The organism is Kitasatospora sp. NPDC059973 (genome assembly GCF_042737525.1).
Taxonomy (GTDB): Bacteria; Actinomycetota; Actinomycetes; order Streptomycetales; family Streptomycetaceae; genus Kitasatospora.
The window spans coordinates 18,798-39,415 of the sequence record NZ_JBHWUI010000082.1 but is presented as its reverse complement, the minus strand read 5'-3'; the positions used below and the strand labels follow the sequence as shown (position 1 = coordinate 39,415).

The 20,618-nt window shown below is 72.8% G+C and carries 20 protein-coding genes; 10 read left to right on the top strand and 10 right to left on the bottom strand.

Annotated features, from left to right (window positions below; all coding sequences use genetic code 11):
* Positions 1–112: 112 nt before the first annotated feature.
* The gene (locus ACFWA9_RS22415; RefSeq protein ID WP_380389205.1) at positions 113–1,099 is read right to left on the bottom strand and encodes a class I SAM-dependent methyltransferase; all 987 of its coding nucleotides are present in this window, start codon (positions 1,097–1,099) and stop codon (positions 113–115) included.
* Positions 1,100–1,504: 405 nt separating this feature from the next.
* Here ACFWA9_RS22415 and ACFWA9_RS22410 point away from each other — a divergent pair, with 405 nt between their 5' ends.
* Entirely contained in the window at positions 1,505–2,560 is a 1,056-nt protein-coding gene (locus ACFWA9_RS22410) for an aldo/keto reductase (RefSeq protein WP_380389203.1), read from the top strand.
* A gap of 33 nt (positions 2,561–2,593) precedes the next feature.
* On the opposite strand, the gene ACFWA9_RS22405 is transcribed toward ACFWA9_RS22410, so the two are convergent.
* Entirely contained in the window at positions 2,594–3,496 is a 903-nt protein-coding gene (locus ACFWA9_RS22405) for an NAD(P)-binding domain-containing protein (RefSeq protein WP_352291218.1), read from the bottom strand.
* Between the two features lie 97 nt (positions 3,497–3,593).
* Here ACFWA9_RS22405 and ACFWA9_RS22400 point away from each other — a divergent pair, with 97 nt between their 5' ends.
* Complete coding sequence (locus ACFWA9_RS22400; protein WP_329488994.1) at positions 3,594–3,953, top strand: helix-turn-helix domain-containing protein; 360 nt, start codon at positions 3,594–3,596, stop codon at positions 3,951–3,953.
* A gap of 90 nt (positions 3,954–4,043) precedes the next feature.
* Here the strand turns inward: ACFWA9_RS22400 and ACFWA9_RS22395 are convergent, their stop codons facing one another.
* Positions 4,044–4,466, bottom strand: coding sequence for a DUF350 domain-containing protein (locus tag ACFWA9_RS22395; RefSeq protein ID WP_329488993.1), 423 nt, complete (start codon positions 4,464–4,466; stop codon positions 4,044–4,046).
* Between the two features lie 160 nt (positions 4,467–4,626).
* Here ACFWA9_RS22395 and ACFWA9_RS22390 point away from each other — a divergent pair, with 160 nt between their 5' ends.
* On the top strand, positions 4,627–4,974 hold the full coding sequence (locus ACFWA9_RS22390; RefSeq protein ID WP_380389201.1) for a hypothetical protein: 348 nt from the start codon (positions 4,627–4,629) through the stop codon (positions 4,972–4,974).
* A gap of 5 nt (positions 4,975–4,979) precedes the next feature.
* Positions 4,980–6,209, top strand: coding sequence for a glutathionylspermidine synthase family protein (locus ACFWA9_RS22385; protein ID WP_380389199.1), 1,230 nt, complete (start codon positions 4,980–4,982; stop codon positions 6,207–6,209).
* Positions 6,210–6,279: 70 nt separating this feature from the next.
* Here ACFWA9_RS22385 and ACFWA9_RS22380 read toward each other — a convergent pair whose 3' ends face one another.
* Positions 6,280–6,765, bottom strand: coding sequence for an LURP-one-related family protein (locus ACFWA9_RS22380; protein WP_329488990.1), 486 nt, complete (start codon positions 6,763–6,765; stop codon positions 6,280–6,282).
* A gap of 191 nt (positions 6,766–6,956) precedes the next feature.
* On the opposite strand from ACFWA9_RS22380, the gene ACFWA9_RS22375 reads away from it, so the two are divergent.
* The 3 genes from ACFWA9_RS22375 (at position 6,957) to ACFWA9_RS22365 (ending at position 10,706) form a co-directional block, all read left to right on the top strand.
* Complete coding sequence (locus ACFWA9_RS22375) at positions 6,957–7,439, top strand: GNAT family N-acetyltransferase (protein WP_380389209.1); 483 nt, start codon at positions 6,957–6,959, stop codon at positions 7,437–7,439.
* A 210-nt stretch (positions 7,440–7,649) separates the two neighbouring features.
* Entirely contained in the window at positions 7,650–8,804 is a 1,155-nt protein-coding gene (locus tag ACFWA9_RS22370) for an acyltransferase family protein (protein ID WP_380389197.1), read from the top strand.
* A gap of 87 nt (positions 8,805–8,891) precedes the next feature.
* The gene (locus ACFWA9_RS22365; protein ID WP_380389195.1) at positions 8,892–10,706 is read left to right on the top strand and encodes an NHL domain-containing thioredoxin family protein; all 1,815 of its coding nucleotides are present in this window, start codon (positions 8,892–8,894) and stop codon (positions 10,704–10,706) included.
* A 92-nt stretch (positions 10,707–10,798) separates the two neighbouring features.
* On the opposite strand, the gene ACFWA9_RS22360 is transcribed toward ACFWA9_RS22365, so the two are convergent.
* Both ACFWA9_RS22360 and ACFWA9_RS22355 read right to left on the bottom strand, forming a co-directional pair.
* Positions 10,799–12,094, bottom strand: coding sequence for a M18 family aminopeptidase (locus tag ACFWA9_RS22360; RefSeq protein ID WP_380389193.1), 1,296 nt, complete (start codon positions 12,092–12,094; stop codon positions 10,799–10,801).
* A gap of 311 nt (positions 12,095–12,405) precedes the next feature.
* Positions 12,406–14,235: an acyl-CoA dehydrogenase gene (locus ACFWA9_RS22355; protein ID WP_352291225.1), complete on the bottom strand. Its 1,830-nt coding sequence runs from the start codon at positions 14,233–14,235 to the stop codon at positions 12,406–12,408.
* 215 nt (positions 14,236–14,450) lie between these two features.
* On the opposite strand from ACFWA9_RS22355, the gene ACFWA9_RS22350 reads away from it, so the two are divergent.
* Both ACFWA9_RS22350 and ACFWA9_RS22345 read left to right on the top strand, forming a co-directional pair.
* Positions 14,451–14,963 carry an SseB family protein gene (locus ACFWA9_RS22350; RefSeq protein WP_329488978.1) on the top strand — a complete coding sequence of 171 codons (513 nt, stop codon included), beginning with the start codon at positions 14,451–14,453 and terminating at the stop codon, positions 14,961–14,963.
* Positions 14,964–15,126: 163 nt separating this feature from the next.
* A complete protein-coding gene (locus ACFWA9_RS22345) occupies positions 15,127–16,083 on the top strand; it encodes a pirin family protein (protein WP_352291226.1) in 957 nt (318 codons plus the stop codon).
* Positions 16,084–16,210: 127 nt separating this feature from the next.
* Here ACFWA9_RS22345 and ACFWA9_RS22340 read toward each other — a convergent pair whose 3' ends face one another.
* The 4 genes from ACFWA9_RS22340 to ACFWA9_RS22325 form a co-directional block, all read right to left on the bottom strand.
* Positions 16,211–16,363 (bottom strand): hypothetical protein, encoded by a 153-nt coding sequence (locus ACFWA9_RS22340; RefSeq protein ID WP_380389190.1) that lies wholly within the window; start codon positions 16,361–16,363, stop codon positions 16,211–16,213.
* Between the two features lie 208 nt (positions 16,364–16,571).
* Entirely contained in the window at positions 16,572–16,886 is a 315-nt protein-coding gene (locus ACFWA9_RS22335; protein WP_380389188.1) for a hypothetical protein, read from the bottom strand.
* A 70-nt stretch (positions 16,887–16,956) separates the two neighbouring features.
* Positions 16,957–17,943 (bottom strand): TauD/TfdA family dioxygenase, encoded by a 987-nt coding sequence (locus ACFWA9_RS22330; RefSeq protein ID WP_380389186.1) that lies wholly within the window; start codon positions 17,941–17,943, stop codon positions 16,957–16,959.
* A 44-nt stretch (positions 17,944–17,987) separates the two neighbouring features.
* The gene (locus ACFWA9_RS22325) at positions 17,988–18,881 is read right to left on the bottom strand and encodes a TauD/TfdA family dioxygenase (protein WP_380389184.1); all 894 of its coding nucleotides are present in this window, start codon (positions 18,879–18,881) and stop codon (positions 17,988–17,990) included.
* A 253-nt stretch (positions 18,882–19,134) separates the two neighbouring features.
* Between ACFWA9_RS22325 and ACFWA9_RS22320 the strand changes: the two genes are divergently transcribed.
* Positions 19,135–20,562, top strand: a complete 1,428-nt coding sequence (locus ACFWA9_RS22320) for an MFS transporter (protein ID WP_380389183.1) — start codon at positions 19,135–19,137, stop codon at positions 20,560–20,562.
* Positions 20,563–20,618: the final 56 nt, after the last annotated feature.

Genomic DNA, 20,618 nt, shown 5'->3' with positions numbered 1-20,618 from the left:
CCACGCTGCTGTCCTCCGCCGCTAACATCGCCGGGGCCGTCACCCTGACGCTGGCCTCCGGCCTCTCCCCGCCGGGGGGCGCGCCGCCCGCGCGCCCGCCGGGCGGTCCCCGTCAGGCCGTGCCGGTCGCCCGGGCGGTGTGGACGGTGGTGGCGGTGAGGTAGAAGGCGTCGGGGCGGTTCAGGATGCCGGTCGGCGCCTCGCGGTCGAGCAGGGCGTCCAGAGTGGCCAGGTCCTCCGCGTCCAGGCCCGCGTCCAACTGGGCGCGGCGGCGCTCCAGATGGGTGTACAGGTGCTCGCGCCCCGGGGCGGCGAGCGGGGCCGGCCACTCCACCAGGAAGGTGCGCGAGCCGGCCGGGGTGAGGCCCGCGCGGGACAGCATGCCCGGCCAGTCCTCCACCTCCGCCACGGAGCCCGGGAGTTGGGCGCGCATCGCGGCGAAGACGTCCTCATGGGTCGCGTCCAGCCGGGCCTGCAGGCCGGGGCGGCCGAGGCCGAGGTCACGCGGCAGGAAGCGCAGCGGCAGGCCGCGCTCGGCGACGGCGAGCAGACCGCCCGGACGCAGCGAGCCGGCCAGCTCGGTCAACGCCGCCTGCTGGTCGCCGAGATGGTGGATCGCCTGGGAGGACCAGAGCAGATCGGCCGTGCCCAGCCCGCCGAACTCGGCGGGCAGCTCGGCCTGCCGGGCGGTGACACGGCCGGACGAACGGGCCACCGCGCGCTCCAGCAGGGCGGCGGACTGGTCGACGGCGACCACCTCGGCGGCCGGGAAGGCATCGGCGAGCACGGTCGCGACGACCCCCGGACCGCTGCCGATGTCGAGCACCCGCCCCACGGGGACGCCGTCCATCAGCTCGCCCAGCCACCCGGCGGCCCCGACGAACGCGGGGGTGTTCAGCTCGCCTTCGCGCTCCAGGTAGGTGACGAGCGCCGCCCAGTCCGGGTCGGACCCGGAACCGTGGTGGCCGTGATCGTGGCTGTGGCCATGGCCGTGCGCGTCGGCGTTCGCCGACGCGGGAGCGGGAGCGGGAGCGGGAGCGGGAGCGGGAGCGGGAGCGGAGGCGGTAGCGGGGGCGTCGTGGTGGTGCGGGCGGTGCATGGGGTGCTCCGTTCAGGTCGGTGGCGGCTTCGGCGTCGGCATCGGCATAGGCATCCGGACCGGCGGCTCCACCGCGCGGCGGCAGGCCCGGCGAGCCCGGCGGCGGACCCCGGCGGCGGACGCCGGCGGCGGCCCGGATCGGTGCGGTCGCCGGCACCGCCAGCCTGCGACGAGCCCCGCGTCATCGGCAAGCTTTGTTGCCGGTTCCGCAAACCGCGCCCCGGCCGGCCCCCCGGTGCGACACCGGACGACCGCGCGGCGACCACCGGGGTCACGCCGGAGCCGGGCACCGACGGGACGCCGCCGCCCCTTGCCCTGGAGTGCACTCCAAGATCTACCGTCAGGGGCGAGCGACCCGGCTCCCGGCCGGGGACGGCCACCCACCACAGCAGGGGGACCAGCACCATGCGCTACCGCATCCTCGGCGGCACCGGCATCGAGGTCAGCGCCTACTGCCTCGGCACCATGATGTTCGGAGCGGTCGGCAACCCCGACCACGACGACTGCGTCCGCATCATCCACACCGCCCTCGACCAGGGCATCAACTTCGTCGACACCGCCGACATGTACTCGGCGGGCGAGTCCGAGGAGATCGTCGGCAAGGCGCTGCAGAGCCGCGGCAACCGCGACGACGTCGTCCTCGCCACCAAGGTGCACTTCCCGATGGGCGAGGGCCGCAACCGGGGCGGCAACTCACGGCGCTGGATCATCCACGAGGTGGAGGAGAGCCTGCGCCGGCTGCGCACCGACCGGATCGACCTCTACCAGGTCCACCGGCCCGACCACACCACCGACATCGAGGAGACCCTCTCCGCACTCGGCGACCTCGTCACGGCCGGCAAGATCCGCGCCTTCGGCTGCTCGACCTTCCCCGCCGCGGAGATCGTCGAGGCGTACCACGTCGCCGAGCGGCGCGGCCTGCCCCGCTTCCGCACCGAGCAGCCGCCGTACTCGCTGCTCGCCCGGGGCATCGAGCGGGACGTGCTGCCGACCGTCCAGCGGCTCGGCATGGGCGCGCTGACCTGGAGCCCGCTCGCCTCCGGCTTCCTCACCGGCCGCTACCGCAAGGGCCGCCCGATCGACCTCGGCACCGGCCGGGCCGCCCTCCACCCCGGCCGCTTCGACCCCGCGCTGCCGGTCAACGTGGCCAAGCTGGACGCCGTCGAGGAGCTGACCGCGCTCGCCGAGGACCTCGGCCGCACCCTGCCCGAACTGGCCCTCGCCTTCCCGCTGGCGCACCCGGCCGTCACCTCGGTGATCATCGGCCCGCGCACCGGGGAGCAGCTGGCGGCCGCCCTGAAGGGCGCCGACCTCACCCTGGACGACGCCGCCCTCGACCGGATCGACGCCATCGTGGCGCCCGGCACGAACGTCTACCACCCAGACGGCGTCTGGCAGCCGCCCGCCCTCACCGACGCGGCGCTGCGCCGGCGCCCCGCGACCGACCGCGCGGCGGGCTGAGGCGGCGAGCGCCGGCCCGCCCGCCCGCTCCGCCTACCGTCGCAGCAGGTCGACCACGCCGGTCAGGTCCTCCGCCCCGGAGCCCTCCGCGAGCCGGCGGGCCATCAGCGCGAAGTACGGGGCGAGCAGCTCGGCGCTGACTCCCTGCTCCTCGGCGGTGCGCAGGAAGGTGGGCGTGCCGGCGACCTGCATCGCGAGGTTGGAGACCACGCCCACGGTGTAGTCACCGCCCTCCAGTTGCAGGGCGGTCCGCGCCACCGAGCCGGCCATCGCCCGGAGCCAGGAGGTCAGCAGCGGCGCGAGGTCGCTCGGGGCCACCGCCTCCCCGCCGATCAGCGCGAAGGCGTGCGCCACCCCGGCGAACATGCCGTACATGGCACTCAGCAGCGCCACGTCGTACAGGGCGGCGAACCCGGCGTCCGCCCCGACGAAGCGGGTGCCGGCCGGGACGGACAGGGTCTCGCGGTGCTCCTCGAACAGCGCCTGCGAGCCGCTGTAGAAGACGTACGGACCGGCCTCCGGAACGCCGATCATCGGCGGGACGGCCATGATCCCGCCGTCCAGGTAGCGGCCGCCGCGCTGCTCGACCCACGCGGCGCGGGCGCGGGCCAGGCCGGGGGTGCCGGTGACGAGGTCGACCACGTCCCGGCCGGCCAGGTCGACGCCGTCCAGCGCAGCCTCCACGGAGGCGTCGTCGAGCAGGCAGACGACCACCAGGCGGTTGGCCGCGACCGCCTCGGCGGGGGTGGCGGCGACGGTGGCGCCCAGGGCGGCGAGCGGTTCGGCCCGCGCGGCGGTGCGGTTCCAGACGGTCAGCGGATGCCCGGCGGCGAGCCAGGTCCGGGCCAGCGCGGTGCCCATCGCGCCGAGGCCGAGCAGGGTGAGGGAGGGAGCGGGGGTGGACTTCGAAACGGGGTCAACGCTGTTCTCTGCCATGCCGATCAGGCTCGTCGCCCGGGCCGCCGGCGGACAAGTACGCACCTCGAAGTGGGTGGTTACCCTGGGGTGAGCGAGCAGGTCGGAAGGGGTGGGCATGGCGACGGTGCCAAGGCCGGGCGGGTACGTCTGCGGGATCGACGCGGCGATGGACGTGATCGGCGGCAAGTGGAAGGTACTGATCCTCTGGGCGCTGGACGAGCGGCCGAACCGCCGCTTCGGCGAGCTGCGCCGCCTGGTGCCGGGGATCACCGAGAAGGTGCTCGCCGCCCATCTGCGCGAGCTGGAGGCCGACGGCATCGTGCGCCGCGAGGCGTACGACGAGGTGCCGCCGCGCGTCGAGTACTCGCTGACGCCGGTCGGGGCGCGGCTCAACGCCGCGCTGGCACCGCTGGGGGCCTGGGGCCGCGAGCACGTCCTCGGCGGGGCCCCGCACCCCGGCGGGGGAGCCGCGTAGGGTCCGGACGGCGCGGGCCCGTACGACGCGGGCCCGTACCCGCCGGGAGCGGGCGCCCCGGGGGCGGGCGCCCGGGCCTCCGACGGCGGCTCAGGCGATCGCGGCCGCCACGATCGCCGCCACCGCGATGTTGCAGCTGGCGGTGACCCAGACCGCCGGGTGCGGCTCGGGGTCGACCAGGATCGCGCCGAGCTTGCCGGGCGTCAGGACGTCCACCGCCCAGAACGCGACGGCCATCAGCACCAGGCCCAGCAGGCCGAAGCAGGCCGTGGAGACGAGGCCCTTGCCGAAGTCCTCGTAGGTGTACATGATCGCCGTGAAGACGATGCCGCCGATGCCGAGCAGCGCGGAGCTGAGCACCGCGGCGGCGTTGCGGTTGCGCTCCACCCAGATCTGGTGGCCCAGCTTGCCGGGCGTCAGGACGTCGACCAGGCCGACGCCGAGGAGCAGCAGCACCACACCGACGGCGCCGAAGGCGGCCGCCGCACCGAGGCCGTGCAGGATGTCGTTCATGGGTGTTCGTCCCCCGTGTCCGCTCACTGGAGGCCGCCCGGTCCGGCTCGGCCCGGTCCGACCGTCAAGGATCGGCAAAACATATCCCATCGGGCGTGGCCGGAACAGGAATCCGGGGCCCCTCCCGTACCATCCCGGCCCACGCGTACCATCGGGCGCCATGACGCCGTCCCAGTCCCCCACCACAGCCACCGGCACCGGCAGCCCGGGGCCGGACGCCCGGCGCCGCTCGGGCTTCGTCACCCTCGGCATGGTCGGCACCCTCGCCCTGGCGCTCTCCGGCTGCTCCTCCAGCGGCGGCACCCCGCCGAGCCGCTGCGTCGACCCGACGACGCTCAAGGTGCTCGACAGCCACGCGTGCGCGGGCGGCACCACCGCCGCCGCCGGCCGCTGGTACTACTGCGGCTCCGGCGGCACCACCGCGCTCGGCGGCACCTTCGACAAGGCCGCCACCAAGCGCGGCGGGTTCGGCTGCCCCGCCGGCTCCAGCGGCTCGGGCGGGGGCTGACCGCGGTGCGCCGCAGAACCATCGCCCCGCGCCCGGACTGGCTGGCCACCGTCGAGGGCCAGGGCCTGATCTACGCCATGTGCTCCGACCCCTGCAACCAGGGCGGCCCGCACGCCTACTGGGACGAGAGCGGGTACTACGAGTTCTCGCTGCCCGAGGTGGAGGCGCTGGAGGAGGTGGTCGAGGAACTGCACGTGATGTGCCTGGCGGCCGCCGACCACGTGGTCCGCACCGGCCGGTTCGCGGACTACGGGATCTCCGACCCCCGCCTCGCCGCGACCGTCGCCGAGTCCTGGCGGCGGCGCGCCGAACAGCCGGCCCTCTACGGGCGCTTCGACCTCGCGTACGACGGCACCGGACCGGCCAAGCTGTTCGAGTACAACGCCGACACCCCGACCTCGCTGATCGAGGCGGCCGGCCCGCAGTGGTTCTGGATGGAGGAGCGCTTCCCCGCCGCCGACCAGTGGAACTCGCTGCACGAGCGGCTGGTCGCGTCCTGGGCCCGGCAGAAGCACCTGCTGCCGTCCGGCCCGGTCCACTTCGCCCACTCGCGCGGCGACACCGAGGGCGAGGACTGGATGACCACCCTCTACCTCCAGGAGTGCGCCGAACAGGCCGGCATCGAGACGGTCGGCATCGCGATGGAGGACATCGGCTGGGACGGCCTCTCCGGCCGGTTCGTCGACCTCGAACACCGCTTCATCCGCTCGGCGTTCAAGCTCTACCCGTGGGAGTGGCTGGCCGAGGACGAGTTCGGCGAGCAGCTGCTGGACGTCATCGACCACGGCGGCGGCACCGGCTCCACCCTCTGGATCGAGCCGGCCTGGAAGATGCTGCTCTCCAACAAGGCGCTGCTGGCGGTGCTCTGGGAGCTCTACCCGGGCCACCCCAACCTGCTGCCCGCCTACCTGGACGGCCCGCGTGAACTCGCCGACCCGGGCGGCCCCGGGTACGCGGCCAAGCCGCTGCTCGGCCGGGAGGGCGCCGGCATCCGGATCGTCGGGCCGGACGGCGCCGAGACCCGGCTCGCCGACTGGGCCGGCGACCCGGACCGCTACGGCGCCGAGGGCCACTGCTACCAGCAGTACCACCCGCTGCCCGACTTCGACGGCAACCGCCCGGTGCTCGGCACCTGGGTGATCGACGGCGAGGCGGCGGGCCTCGGCATCCGCGAGACGGACGACAGCCCGATCACCCACCAGGGCGCCCGCTTCCTGCCGCACGTCATCGTCTGACCGGCCCGTGTGCGGGTGCGGGTGCGGGTGCGGGACCGGCCGGTCCCGCACCCGCCGCGGACCACCCGGGTCAGTCCTGCGCCGTCAGGTGGTCCACGCAGGCGGCGACGGCCAGCAGCAGCCCGACGTCCGCGCCGTCGGCCACCTCCACGCCGTAGGTGTCACGGATCCGGAACCACTTGCGGGAGATCCGGGCGAGCTCGTCGCCGTGCTCGTCCTCGATCCGGTAGTCCTTGTCGATCAGGTCCCCGTGGACCTTCAGCTCGCCGCCACCGGCCAGCTCCACCAGGTACTTGTCGCGGAACGGCGTGAACAGCTTCTCCCGGACGGTCGCCACCACCTCGCCGTCGGCGTCCTCGATCCTCATCGCGTCCCGGACGGTGAACGCCTTCTCCTTCACCACCGCGACCACCCGGCCGTCGGCGTCCTTCAGCTCGAAGGTGTCGCGCAGCCGCAGCACCTTGCCGTCCACCAGGAACGCCTTGTGCCCCTGATCGTCCTCGATCCAGTAGTCGTCACCGATCGCGAACAGCTTCTCCCTGACCAGGTACCGCATACCGCCTCCTCCGCGTGGACGTGCGATCCATTCGACCCGATCGGCCTCCCCGTGCGAAGCACCGCCACACGGCGGAGTTGAATGGGCCCGTGGACCAATCCGATCCGTCCGACGTCACCGCTGCCGCAGCCGTCGACGACGACACCGCCGTCACCGACGACACCGCCGCCGCCGACGTCACCGCCGCCGTCCTGCGTACCGAGCGCCTGGACCTGCTGCCGATCGGCCCCGAGCACGCCGAGGGGATGGCCGCCGCCCTCGCCGACCCGGACCTCTACACCTTCACCGGCGGCGGACCGGCCACCGCCGACGCCCTGCGGGCCCGCTACGCCCGGCTCGCGGCAGGCTCTCCCGATCCCGCCGAGGCCTGGGGCAACTGGGTGCTCCGGCTGCGCGCCGACGGCCGGCTGACCGGCTACGTCCAGGCCACCATCGGCCCGGAGGCCGCCGAGATCGCCTGGGTCCTGGGCACCCCCTGGCAGGGGCGCGGCCTCGCCACCGAGGCGGCGCGCGCCCTGCTCGACCACCTCCGGGCGTCCGGCGTCACCACCGTCCTCGCCCACGTCCACCCCGACCACCGGGCCTCCGCCGCCGTCGCCCGGGCGCTCGGCCTGCGCCCCACCGACGAGCGGCAGGACGGCGAGGTCCGCTGGCGCTCGGCGCCGCTGTCCTGAGCGCGGCCCGGTCCTGAGCGCGGCCCGGTCCTGAGCGGATCCACTCCCGAGCGCGGTCCGGTCCCGAGCCGACTCCGGGCACACGGAACCGTCACACTCCACCACCGGATGGTCAAGAACGGCCACGGTCGGCCATGATGTCGCTGCCCTGACCGCGGGTGCCCGCACGGGTGCCCCGGCGACGACGCCCCGCCCGCCCGGAGACTTCCCATGCGCCGACTGACCCATGCCGAATTCCTCGCGATGCGGCGGTTCGACGCGCTGGACGGGCTGCGCGCCGTCGCCGCCGTGATCGTGGTCTTCTTCCACTACGGCGGCCCGCAGTCCCGGTTCCTCTCCGGCTGGATCGGGGTGCACGCCTTCTTCGTCCTCTCCGGCTTCCTCATCACCACCCTGATGCTCCGGGAACGGGACCGGACCGGGCGCATATCGCTGCGGAACTTCTACATCCGGCGGGTGTTCCGGATCGTGCCGCTGTACTACCTGGGCCTGCTGATCACCATGGTCGCCGTCTACCGCTCCGGCCACGGCTGGGCGGTGCTGATGGACCACCTGCCGAACTACCTCGGCTTCATGAACGAGTACCACCTCGCCGGCGACACCCCGTACCTGCACACCTGGACCATCGGCATCGAGCAGAAGTTCTACCTGGTCTGGCCGCTCGCGCTGATCCTGGTCGGCCTGATCTCCGACCGGCTCCGCATCCCGCTCGCCGTGGCCGCGATCGCCCTCGTCCTGGTGCCGTACAACGAGACCTGGAAGGGCATGGGCCTGCACTACTCGGTGCTGCTGATCGGCGCGCTGCTCGCCGTCGTGCTGCACAGCCGCCGCGGCTTCGCCCTGCTCAGCCCGCTGACCCACCCGGTGGTCGGCGCGGTGGCCGGGGCCGGCTTCCTCGTCCTGCACGCCCACCTGCCGGACCTGACCGACCACTTCGGCAGCGAGCAGCCCACCATCTTCCTCTTCGGCCTCGGCGTCGCCCTCCTGCTGCCCACCCTGCTCGGCCCCGGCCCGGGCCGCCTGCTGCTCTCGCTGCGCCCGCTGGTCTTCGTCGGCGAGCGCTCCTACGGCCTCTACCTGCTCCAGGCCTCGGCCGTCAGCCTCACCGCCGCCCTGGCCCCGTGGCTGCCCGGCGGCACCCCGACCTTCGCCGCCGCCGTCTGCCTGGTCGCGCTGGCCGCCGCCGACCTGCTGCACCGCCGCCTGGAGACACCGATGATCGAGGCCGGCCGCCGTCTGATCACCTGGTGCGACACCGTCTCCCGACGGGCCCGCCCCACCGTGCCCGCCCCGGCCGTCGCCCCCGACACCACCGTCGCCCCCCCGGCCACCCCCGCCCTCGCCGGCAGCCCCCGCCCGGAGTGACCACCCGCCGGAAGCCCCCGGCCCCCGGGCGCGCTCCCCCGCCGACCGCAGGAATGAGGAGCACCCCACGTGCGGTTTGATGGGGGTATGGCATCTCGTGCACGTGTACGCGCCCCCGAGCTGGTCGGGGCAGGCGGTTGGCTGAACACCGGCGGCAAGGACCTCACCCTCGCCGACTTCCGGGGCAAGATCACCGTCCTGGACTTCTGGACCTTCTGCTGCATCAACTGTCTGCACGTCCTGGACGAGCTCCGTGAGTTGGAGGAGAAGCACCGCGACACCGTGGTGATCGTCGGCGTGCACTCGCCCAAGTTCGTACACGAGGCCGACCACCAGGCCGTGGTCGACGCCGTCGCCCGGTACGAGGTGCACCACCCGGTGCTGGACGACCCGGCGCTCGCCACCTGGAAGCAGTACGCGGTGCGCGCCTGGCCGACGCTGGTGGTGATCGACCCCGAGGGGTACGTGGTCGCCCAGCACGCCGGTGAGGGGCACGCGCACGCCATCGCCCGGCTGGTGGAGGAGCTGGAGGCGGAGCACGCCGCCAAGGGCACGCTGCGCCGCGGCGACGGTCTGTACGTGGCGCCGGAGCCCACCGCGGGGGACCTCAAGTTCCCCGGCAAGGCCGTCCGGCTGCCGAACGGCCACTTCCTGGTCGCCGACTCCGGGCACCACTCGCTGGTCGAGCTGGCCGAGGACGGCGAGAGCGTCGTCCGCCGGATCGGGGACGGCGTGCGCGGCCTGGTCGACGGCACCTCCCCCCGGTTCAGCGAGCCGCAGGGCCTCGCCCTGCTCCCCGAGGGCTCGGCCTACGACGTGATCGTGGCCGACACCGTGAACCACGCGCTGCGCGGCGTCCGGCTGGCCGACGGCAGCGTCGACACCCTGGCCGGCACCGGCCGGCAGTGGTGGCAGGGCTCGGCCACCGAGGGCCCGGCCCGCGAGGTCGACCTCTCCTCGCCGTGGGACGTCGCCTGGTTCGACGGCGAGGTCTGGATCGCCATGGCCGGCGTCCACCAGCTCTGGGCGTACGACCCGGCGGCCGGCACCGTCCGGGTCGCGGCCGGCACCACCAACGAGGGCCTGGTCGACGGCCCCGCCGCCGAGGCCTGGTTCGCCCAGCCGTCCGGCCTGGCGGTCTCGGCGGACGGCGAGCGGCTCTGGGTGGCCGACTCGGAGACCTCGGCGCTGCGTTCGGTTTCACGTGAAACGAAGGCGGTCGAGACCGCCGTCGGCACCGGCCTCTTCGACTTCGGGCACCGCGACGGCGAGGCGGGGCAGGCGCTGCTCCAGCACCCGCTGGGCGTCACCGTGCTGCCCGACGGCTCGGTCGCCGTCAGCGACACCTACAACCACGCACTGCGCCGCTTCGACCCGGCCAGTGGCGAGGTGACCACGCTCGCCACCGACCTGCGCGAGCCCTCCGGCGCGGTGCTGGTCGACGACGACATCGTGGTGATCGAGTCCGCCCGGCACCGGCTCACCCGGCTGCGGCTGCCCGAGGAGGCCGTCCGGGTCGAGTCGGTGGCGCACCGCACCCAGCGGGCCGCCACCGAGGTCGCCGCCGGCGCGTTCCAGCTGGACGTGGTCTTCTCGGCGCCCACCGGCCAGAAGCTGGACGAGCGCTACGGCCCGTCCACCCGGCTGCTGGTCAGCTCCACCCCGCCGGAGCTGCTGGTGTCCGGCGCGGGCGCGGACTCCGCGCTCTCCCGCGAGCTGGTGCTCTCCGACCAGGTGGCCGAGGGCGTGCTGCACGTCTCGGCGATGGCCGCCTCCTGCGACGACGACCCGGAGATCGAGTTCCCGTCCTGCCACGTCCACCAGCAGGACTGGGGCGTGCCGGTGAAGCTGACGGCGGACGGCACGCGCCGGCTGCCCCTGGTGCTCGCCGGGATGGAGTAGCCGCGTTCCGGGCGACGCCCGGGAACGCCGAAGGGCCCGGCCGGGTGGCCGGGCCCTTCGGCGTCGGGGGCTCGTGGACCCCCGGGGCGTGCTCAGCCCTCCAGGAAGGCCTTGATCGCGGACGCCAGCAGGAACGGGTCGTCCGCCCCGCACAGCTCGCGCGCCGAGTGCATGGACAGGGCCGCGATGCCGCAGTCCACCGTGCTGATCCCGAGCCGCGCCGCGGTGATCGGGCCGATCGTCGTACCGCAGGGCATAGCGTTGTTGGAGACGAAGGTCTGCCACGGCACGCCGGCCTTCTCGCAGGCCGCCGCGAAGACCGCCCGGCCGATACCGTCGGTCGCGTACCGGTTGTTGACGTTGACCTTCAGGATCGGTCCGCCGTTGGGCATCGGGTGGTGCCCCGGCTCGTGCCGCTCGCTGTAGTTCGGGTGGACGGCGTGGCCCATGTCGGAGGAGAGGCAGACGGTGCCGGCCAGCGCCCGCGCGCGGTCCTCCGGGCTGCCGCCGCGCGCGTAGACGCTGCGCTCCAGCACGTTGCCGAGCAGCGGGCTCTGCGCGCCGGTGTCCGACTCGCTGCCGGTCTCCTCGTGGTCGAAGGCGGCCAGCACCGGGATGTACGGCAGGTCGTCGCCGGCCACGGCGGCCAGCGCGGCGGTGGCCGCGTGCACCGAGAGCAGGTTGTCCAGGCGCGGGCCGGCCAGCAGCTCGCGGTCCCGGCCCAGGTAGCTGGCGGGCTGCACGTCGTGCGTCATGAGGTCCCAGCCGGCCACCTCGGCGGCGTCCACCCCGGAACGCTGGGCGACGTAGTCGATCAGCGAACCCTCGTCGACCGGGCCGAGGCCCCAGATCGGGGTCAGGTGGCGCTGCTTGTCGAGCTTCATCCCCTCGTTGACCTGGCGGTCCAGGTGGATCGCCAGCTGCGGCACGCGCAGCAGCGGCTCGTCCAGCTGCACCAGCCGCGAGCTGCCGTCCCGCAGCGCCAGGCGCCCGGAGAGGCCGAGGTCCCGGTCGAGCCAGGTGTTCAGCGGCACGCCGCCGTAGATCTCCACCGCGACCTGTCGCCAGCCCGCCGACCCGGTGTCCGGCACCGGCTTCACCCGCAGGTTCGGGGAGTCGGTGTGGGTGCCCACGACGCGGAACGGCGTCTGCGGACCGGCGCCCTGCGGCACGTACCAGGCGATCAGCGCGCCGCCCCGGATCACGTAGCGGCCCCCGGCCGTCGCGTCCCAGGCGTCCGTCTCGGCCACCTGCCGGAATCCCGCCTTCTCCAGCCGCTCGGCGGCGCTGGCGACCGCGTGGTAGGGCGACGGCGAGGTACCGAGGAAGGCAATCAGATCATCGGTGTGCGTCCGGTCGAAGAAAGCCTGACGGGCGGCGGTCGACATGCTGCTCCTGAGTCGAGGGAGGGCTGAAGCCGGATGGGGGGTCGGCTTCGCACCTTGAGCATATGCCCGTACACGGACAGGACACTCGGATCCCCCCAACGGATGCAGAACGCGGACAGAAACGTGAACTGACGCCGCGCCGGGCCCCGCGCACCCTGCGGCCGCGCCCGGTAGCGGACCGTCATCCGGGGCCCGTGACCGGGACCGCGGCCCGCCGGGGCGGCCGGGCCCGGGCACACCGAAGGGCCCGGTCGAGGAACCGGGCCCTTCGGCGTGAGGGTGGGGTCAGGCGGTCATCGGGGGTGCGGGCGTCAGAACGCCTCCTCCGCCAGGTCCATGATCTCGTTGTCGACGCCCTCGGCGATCAGACGCTGCGAGCCGACGGTCGGCAGGATGTTCTTGGCGAAGAAGCGGGCCGCCGCGACCTTGCCCTGGTAGAAGGCGACGTCCTTCTCCGAGGCGCCGGCCTCCAGCTTGGCCAGGGCCACCGCGGCCTGGCGCAGCAGCAGCCAGCCGACCACGACGTCGCCGGAGACCATCAGCAGGCGGGTGGTGTTGAGGCCCACCTTGTACATGTTCTTGACGTCCTGCTCGACCGAGGAGAGGTCCGCCAGCAGCTTGCCGACGATCGCCTCCAGGTCGCCGGCGGCCTTGGCGAGCAGCTCGCGCTCGGCGGCCAGGGCGTCGCCGCCCGCGGCCGAGCCGAGGAACTTCTGGATCTGCTCGGACAGCGCGGTGAGCGCCTGGCCGCCGTCCTTGACGATCTTGCGGAAGAAGAAGTCCTGGCCCTGGATCGCGGTGGTGCCCTCGTAGAGGGTGTCGATCTTGGCGTCCCGGATGTACTGCTCGATCGGGTACTCCTGCAGGTAGCCGGAGCCACCGAAGGTCTGCAGGGACTGGGCGAGCTGCTCGTAGGACTTCTCCGAGCCGTAGCCCTTGACGATCGGCAGCAGCAGGTCGTTCAGGCGCTCGGCGGCCTCGTCGCTCTCGCCGCGCAGGCGGGCGGCGAGCACGTCGTCCTGGGTGGAGGCGGTGAGCAGGACCAGCGCGCGCATGCCCTCGGCGTACGCCTTCTGGGTCATCAGCGAGCGGCGCACGTCCGGGTGGTGCGTGATGGTGACGCGCGGGGCGGTCTTGTCCAGGAACTGCGAGATGTCGGCGCCCTGCACGCGCTCCTTGGCGTACTCCAGCGCGTTCAGGTAGCCGGTGGAGAGGGTGGCGATGGCCTTCGTGCCGACCATCATCCGGGCGAACTCGATGATCTTGAACATCTGGCGGATGCCGTCGACCTTCTCGCCCAGCAGCCAGCCCTTGGCCGGGTGCTTGGCGCCGAAGGTCATCTCGCAGGTGTTCGAGGCCTTGAGGCCCATCTTGTGCTCGACGTTGGTCGCGTAGACGCCGTTGCGCTCGCCGAGCTCGCCGGTCTCCCAGTCGAAGTCGTACTTCGGCACGATGAAGAGGCCGAGGCCCTTGGTGCCCGGCTTGCCGCCCTCGGGGCGGGCCAGCACCATGTGGATGATGTTCTCGGACATGTCGTGCTCGCCCGAGGTGATGAAGCGCTTCACGCCCTCGATGTGCCAGGAGCCGTCCTCCTGCTTGACCGCCTTGGTGCGGCCGGCGCCGACGTCCGAACCGGCGTCCGGCTCGGTCAGCACCATGGTGGAGCCCCAGAGGCGGTCGGTCATCCGCTTGGCGACCTCCAGCTGCTCCTCGGTGCCCTCGTCGGCGATGACGCCGGCGAAGGCCGGGCCGGAGGAGTACATCCAGATGGCCGGGTTCGAGCCGAGGATCTGCTCGGCGAAGCCCCAGATCAGCGAGGACGGGGTGACCTGGCCGCCGATGGACTCCGGGATGCCCAGGCGCCACCACTCGGCGTCCATGAAGGCCTGGTAGCTCTTCTTGAACGTGTCCGGGATCGGCGCGGTGTTCGTCTCCGGGTCGAAGACCGGCGGGTTGCGGTCGGTGTCGGTGTAGGAGGCGGCGAGGTCGTTCTCGGCAAGGCGCGTGATCTCGCTCAGGATGTTCTTCGCGGTCTCGACGTCCATGTCCGCGAACGGTCCGGTGCCGTAGACCTGCTCGCGGCCGAACACCTCGAAGAGGTTGAACTCCACGTCCCGCAGGTTGGACTTGTAGTGACCCATCGCCGTTTTCTCCGGTTCGTCGCTTCCGGGAGACCGCCGCGTTCGGGCGCCCCGTACCCACCAGTAGGCATCATGATGCTACCCAGCGGTAACATGTTTCAAGCCCCTGACCGTGAATCCGCTATGAACGTGGTCACGTCCCACAAGGCGGGACGACCACTCCTTGTCAGGATCGACGCCCGCACGGGCGGGTGCGCTCCCGCTAGCCTGTCCGTGTGTACGGCTATGACCAGAACGCATACCCGGGTGATCCCTACCAGCAGCAGGCGGGACCGCAGCCGGGCATGAACGGCATGCCCGGCGCCGGCCCCGGCCCGTACGGCGAGCAGCCGCAGGCGGCGCAACAGCAGTCCCTCTACCCCGAGCCGTCCCCGCCGTCGCTGGCGGACGCGGTCCGGGCCTTCACCACCGGCTCGATGGCGGTGGAGGACTTCCAGGCCATCTTCATCACCTCCAAGGTGCACTGCCCGCGCGGCGAACGCCCCGGATTCCTGGCGCTGCACAACACGCCGACCCCGGTGATCCCGATGTTCAGCTCGCTGAAGGAGCTGCGCCGCTACGCCGGCAAGGACTCGAAGCACTTCACCGTCACCGGTGCCGAGGTGCTCGACCTGCTGCCGACCGGCTACGGCTTCGCGCTGGACATGGAGGGCGAGCACCGGATGGTGTTCGACGCCAAGGCGGTCGAGCAGATGGTCGACTTCACCATGCGCCGCATGTACGGCTGACGGCCCGCCCGGCCGCCGGCCCCACCGCCGCGGCCGGCGGGCCCCCGCGCAACGGGCCCCGGCCCTCCCGTCGCGACATAGTTCAATCTTCAACTTGCTTCTTGTTGAGAGTTGAACTAATCTCGTGGACGTAGGCAAGAGGAACCCCCCGAAGGAGGCCGACATGCCAGCCGTGACCGTCGAAAACCCGCTCGTTCTGCCGCGTATCGCGGCGCCCGCCGCCGACTCCCGGCCGCGTCCCGTGCTGGCCGTGTCGACCGCCCCCAGCGGCTTCGAGGGCGAGGGCTTCCCCGTCCGCCGCGCCTTCGCGAAGATCAACCAGAAGTACCTGGACCCGTTCATCATGATGGACCAGATGGGTGAGGTGGACTACGCCGCCGGCGAGCCCAAGGGAACCCCCTGGCACCCGCACCGCGGCTTCGAGACGGTCACGTACATCATCGACGGGACCTTCATCCACCAGGACTCGCACGGCGGCGGCGGCGTCATCACCGACGGCGACACCCAGTGGATGACGGCCGGCTCCGGCCTGCTGCACATCGAGACCCCGCCGGAGTCGCTGGTGATGTCCGGCGGACTCTTCCACGGGCTGCAGCTCTGGGTGAACCTGCCCGCCGCGGACAAGATGATCGCGCCGAAGTACCAGGACATCCGCGGCGGCAGCGTGAAGCTGCTCGCCTCGGAGGACGGCGGCGCGCTGGTCCGCCTCATCGCCGGTGACATCGCGGGCCACCAGGGCCCCGGCGCCACCCACACGCCCATCACGATGATCCACCTGACCGTGAACCCCGGCGCCCAGGTCACCCTGCCCTGGCGGGCCGACTTCAACGGCCTGGCCTACGGCCTCGCCGGCAGCGGTTCGGCGGGCACCGAGCGGCGCCCGTTCCACGTGGGCCAGGCCGTCGTCTTCGGCGAGGGCGACTCCCTCACCATCCGGGCCGACGACACCCAGGACTCCCGGAGCGAGGGCTTCGAGGTCGTCCTGCTCGGCGGGCAGCCGATCCGGGAGCCGGTCGCCCACTACGGCCCGTTCGTGATGAACAGCCACCGCGAGCTCCAGCAGGCCATGGAGGACTTCCAGGCCGGCCGCCTCGGCACCATCCCCGCCGGCGCCAACTGAACACCGCGGGACCGGCGTACGACCGCGGCGGCCCGCCGAACCCCGCACGGGGTTCGGCGGGCCGCCGCGCCGTCTCCCACCGCCGCCGGTACGGCGATGTGAGCCATCGTCGGATTCGGACGGGCCGTCAGTCCCAGCCGTTGTTCATGGCGACCGTGACGGCCCCGCCCCGGGCACCGCTCGCCGCGTCGATCAGCGAGACGGCCGGCGCGACCAGCAGGGTGACGGACAGCACGACCGCGGCCGGAGCGATACGGCGGACGATGGCCATGGCGTTCATTGGAATTCCCCCAATTACCTGCCCGCGAGATGGCGCGGGCACTGACGTGTGAATTCGTGGCGAGCCTGATCCGGCTCGGCACTTTCGGCGGCTTCTCCTTGGTTTCCGAGGAGCTCCCCCTGCCGACACCTCTACTCTCACACGGTCGAGATGGCCTGACCATGGAATCGGTAGGCCAGGGTGTTGCCATGTCACGTTGCTGCCGTCGTCACCCTTCCGCGTCCGGCCCGCCGGACAGCAGAACCTCCCCGAACTGCGGGACGAGCGTCGCCCCGACCCGGACCAGGTGCCCGCCCCGCAGGCCCGAGCAGTAGGCCAGGCAGAGCTCCCGGGCGGCCTCCTCGGCCTCCCGGACCAGGGCCCGGGAGAGGAAGAGCGCCGCGCGGACCGCCCCGTCCCGGGGTTCGGCGTAGACGTGCCGCAGCCCGTGGCCGGGCTCGGCGCAGCGCAGCAGGCCGTCGCGGACCTCCTCCGCGGAGGGCCCGTCGGCCGGAATGGCCAGATCGGCCAGGACGATGTGCATGGCTACCCAGGGAGGGAAGGCGGGAGGCGGCCGCTGTCGGGGGACCGGCGACCGCCTCCCACCGCGGCGGTCAGTACAGGACCAGGCCGTTGTCGGCCCGGTGGCCGCGGCTGCGGCGGTGGTCGAGGTGCACGAAGGTCCGGTGCAGCCAGCGGTCCTGGCCGTCGTAGCGGGCCTCGAAGGAGGTCCGCCCGTGCACCGACAGGCGGTTGTCCACGAAGGCCAGCTCGCCGGGCTGGAGCACCAGCATCGCCGAGACGTCGAGCAGGGCGCCGCGCAGGATCTCCAGGGCCGCCGTGGCGGTCTCGTCCAGACCGGTGGTGGCACTGAAGTCGACCCGGATGTTCGGGTCGTCCGCCGCGCCCTCCAGCACCGGGTGGTACTCGGCCCCGGCGCCGGCGTGGAAGGACGGCGGCGGCTGCGTCACGAAGCGCGGCTGCATCAGGACCTCGATCACGTTGTCCGGGATGATCAGCAGCGCCCGGCGGATCGACGACACCAGGGTGCCGGCGGTGCCGCTGTGGTCGTTGCGCAGGCAGAACAGCCCGACGTAGTCCGGACGGTGCGGGTGGAAGGCGTTCTCCACGTGCAGTTCCAGCAGCGTGCCGGAGCCGGCGTTGCTCTGCGACTCCTCGCGCCCCGGCACCGGGACGACGTTCTGCACCAGGGCGCCGGACTTCTCCTCGCGGTACGCGACGACCTCGCCCAGGGCCAGGCTGACCAGTGCCGAGATCGCGGCCGGAACGGTGGCCACGCGCTCCACCGACTCCGGGACCGTCGGGGTCACCGGCAGCGCGTCCACGTCGTTCGGCAGGTTGCGCAGGATCAGCAGGCCGTCCGGGCCCGGGTCGTGGCGGTAGCGGCGGACCGCCTCCCGGACGCGCAGCGGCAGCCGCGCGGAGAGCTTGCGGGCGGCTCCCATCCACGCGATCTCGTCGACCATGCCGCGCTCGACCCCGACGAGCTGCACGGCCAGGGCGTACACCTCGTCGCGCTCGGCGTCGGTCAGGGTGACGGCACTGGTGGTGTGGATTGACGACGACAACACCGTGGTCATCGGATGACCCCTTTCAGGCTTCTTCGCCGGTTCTCAACCGGAAGTCAGTCGGACATCGCCACGAGGACCCGGCGTGCCCCCGTGAACGGGCGGCGGCCGTGGCCGACCAGCAGGTTGTCGATCAGCAGGACGTCGCCTTGGCGCCAGTCCACGTCCACGGCCGCCGCCAGACCGCGGTCGCGGACCTGCAGGACGTGCTCGGCCGGGATCGGCGACCCGTCGGCGAAGGCCACCGACTGCGGCAGGTCCTCCTGCGGCATGACCTTGGCCAGGGCCGCCGCGGTCTCGTCGCCGAGCGCGGCGGGGTGCCACTGGTCGGACTGGTTGAACCAGACCTCGGCACCGGTCCTCGGGTGGTGGACGGTCGCCGGGCGGTTCTGGACGATCCGCAGACTGCCGTCCCGCCGCCACTGGCTCACGGCGTGCGAGGCGGCCAGGAACGCGTCCACCTCGTCCCGGTCACCGGTCTCGAAGGTCTCCTGCCAGCTCTTGCCGAGGCCGAGGCCGCCGTGCAGGTTCTGGGTGTACCGGACACCGTCGGCGAAGCGCTCGCGCACCTCGTCGTCGAGCAGCTCCAGCCAGAGCGCCGCGTCGACCACCGGGGTGGCCCCACCGGTCGCGGCGGCCGTGACGCAGCAGAACATCAGCCGCGCGGGCCACTGGTGCGCGTACGAGAGCTCGTTGTGCATCGAGATGGTGAACTCGGCCGGGTACTCGGTGGAGGTGTAGACGTTGTCACCGACCTTGGTGCGCGGCGAGTTCCCGTGCACGTAGGCGAGGCGGTTCGGCAGCAGCCGGTCCATGACCGGTGCGAGCCGCTCCTCGGTGGCGCCGAAGCCCCGGAACACCAGGGCCTTCTCCCGGTCCAGCAATGACTCCAGATCAGGGCTGGAATCGAGCCATTCGAGCAGCCCGTCGAGGCCCGAGTCTTCGGACACGGACAGTGATTCCGGGCTGATCTCCAACGGCTTCCAGGCGGGACGTGCGCCCAATGCCGCGACCCCCTTCCAGGTCGACAGACGGCCACGCGGAAATCCGTGGCAGGAGGACGGTCCCGAAAGGTCCTATATTCCAGCGATATTCGCACCGCCCGGACCGCGCCCGGGCCGGGGTATAGGGAATCGATAGCAGGCGGGCCAAGGCTGGCGAGCCAATGCCGGAAACGGTCCGATGGCAGCGAGAGGGCCCCTCATGACCATACCGACAGCGACCGACGCGCGCGGGCGGCCCGACCGAACCGGGCCGACGGCCGACACCGACGGAACACCGGCCGACGAACCGGAGGCCGTTGAACCGGGGGCCGCCGAACCGGAGGCCGACAAGCCGGGGGCCGCCGAACCGGAGGCCGACAAGCCAGGGGCCACAGGCGGCGCCGACACCGCCGCCGCCGGGGCCGACGCACCGTCACCCGCCGTGCCGCTGCGCCGGAACATGGACTTCCTGCGGCTCTGGGTCGGCGCCGGACTCTCGAAGTTCGGCTCCACCGTCTCGATGGTCGCCTACCCGATGCTGGTGCTCTGGCAGACCGGCTCCGCCACCGCCTGCGGCTACGTCGCGTTCGCCGCGGCGCTGCCCAACCTGCTGGTCCAACTGCCCGCCGGGGCGCTGGTCGACCGCTGGGACCGGCGCAAGGTGATGCTGGTCTGCGACGCCGTCCGGATGCTCGCCTTCGCCGCCGTCGCGCTGGCCGCCTACCACCACTGGGTCTGGGTGCCGTTCATCATGGCCGCCGCCTTCGTGGAGAGCGCGCTCGGGATCTTCTACTCGACCGCCGAGCAGGTGACCGTCCGCAACGTCGTCCCCGTCGAGCAGCTGCCGGCCGCCCTCGCCCAGAACCAGGCCCGCGGTGCGGCCATCGGCCTGCTCGGCCAGCCGCTCAGCGGGCTGCTCTTCACCGTGCTGCGCTGGCTGCCGTTCGCCGTCACCGCCGTGGCCGACCTGGTCGCGCTGATCTGCCTGACCTTCATCCGCCGCGACCTGCGGGCAGCCCCGACCGGTCCGCCGCAGCGACTGCACCACGAGATCAAGGACGGCGTGGTCTGGCTCTGGCGCCAGAAGTTCCTGCGGATCATGACCGCGGTGTTCGCCGGCAGCAACCTGCTCTTCCAGATGCTGAGCCTCACCGTCATGGTGGTGATCAAGGAGCACGGCGGCAGCCCCGCGGTGCTGGGTCTGGTCTCCGGGGTGGCCGGGGTCGGCGGTCTGCTCGGCGCGCTGGCGGCCGGCTGGTGGGCGAAGCGGGTCGGCCTGTACGCCACCGCGGTGCTGGGCCACCTGGTCTGGCTGGTGCTGATGCCGCTGGTCGCGCTGCTGCACCGGCCGGTGGCGATCGGCCTGGTGGCCGCCGGGATCATGTTCGTCGCCGGGCTGTTCAACGTCTGCGGCGGGGTCTACATGGCCCGGAACACCCCGAACGAGCTGCAGGGCCGGGTGACGGCTACCTCGGCCTTCCTGACCTCCGGCGCCAACGCGCTGGGCTCGCTGGCCGCCGGCTACCTGCTCGCCCGCGCCGGGACCACCTGGACCGCGATCGTCATGGCCGCCGTCCTGCTGCTGCTGACCGCCGCCGTGACGCTCAGCCCGGCCGTCCGGGCGGCCGGGCGGGAGGCCCCGGCGTAGCGGCACCGCGGGAGCCTCCCGGCCGAGCCCGCCGGGAGGCTCCCGCGGTGCCGCCG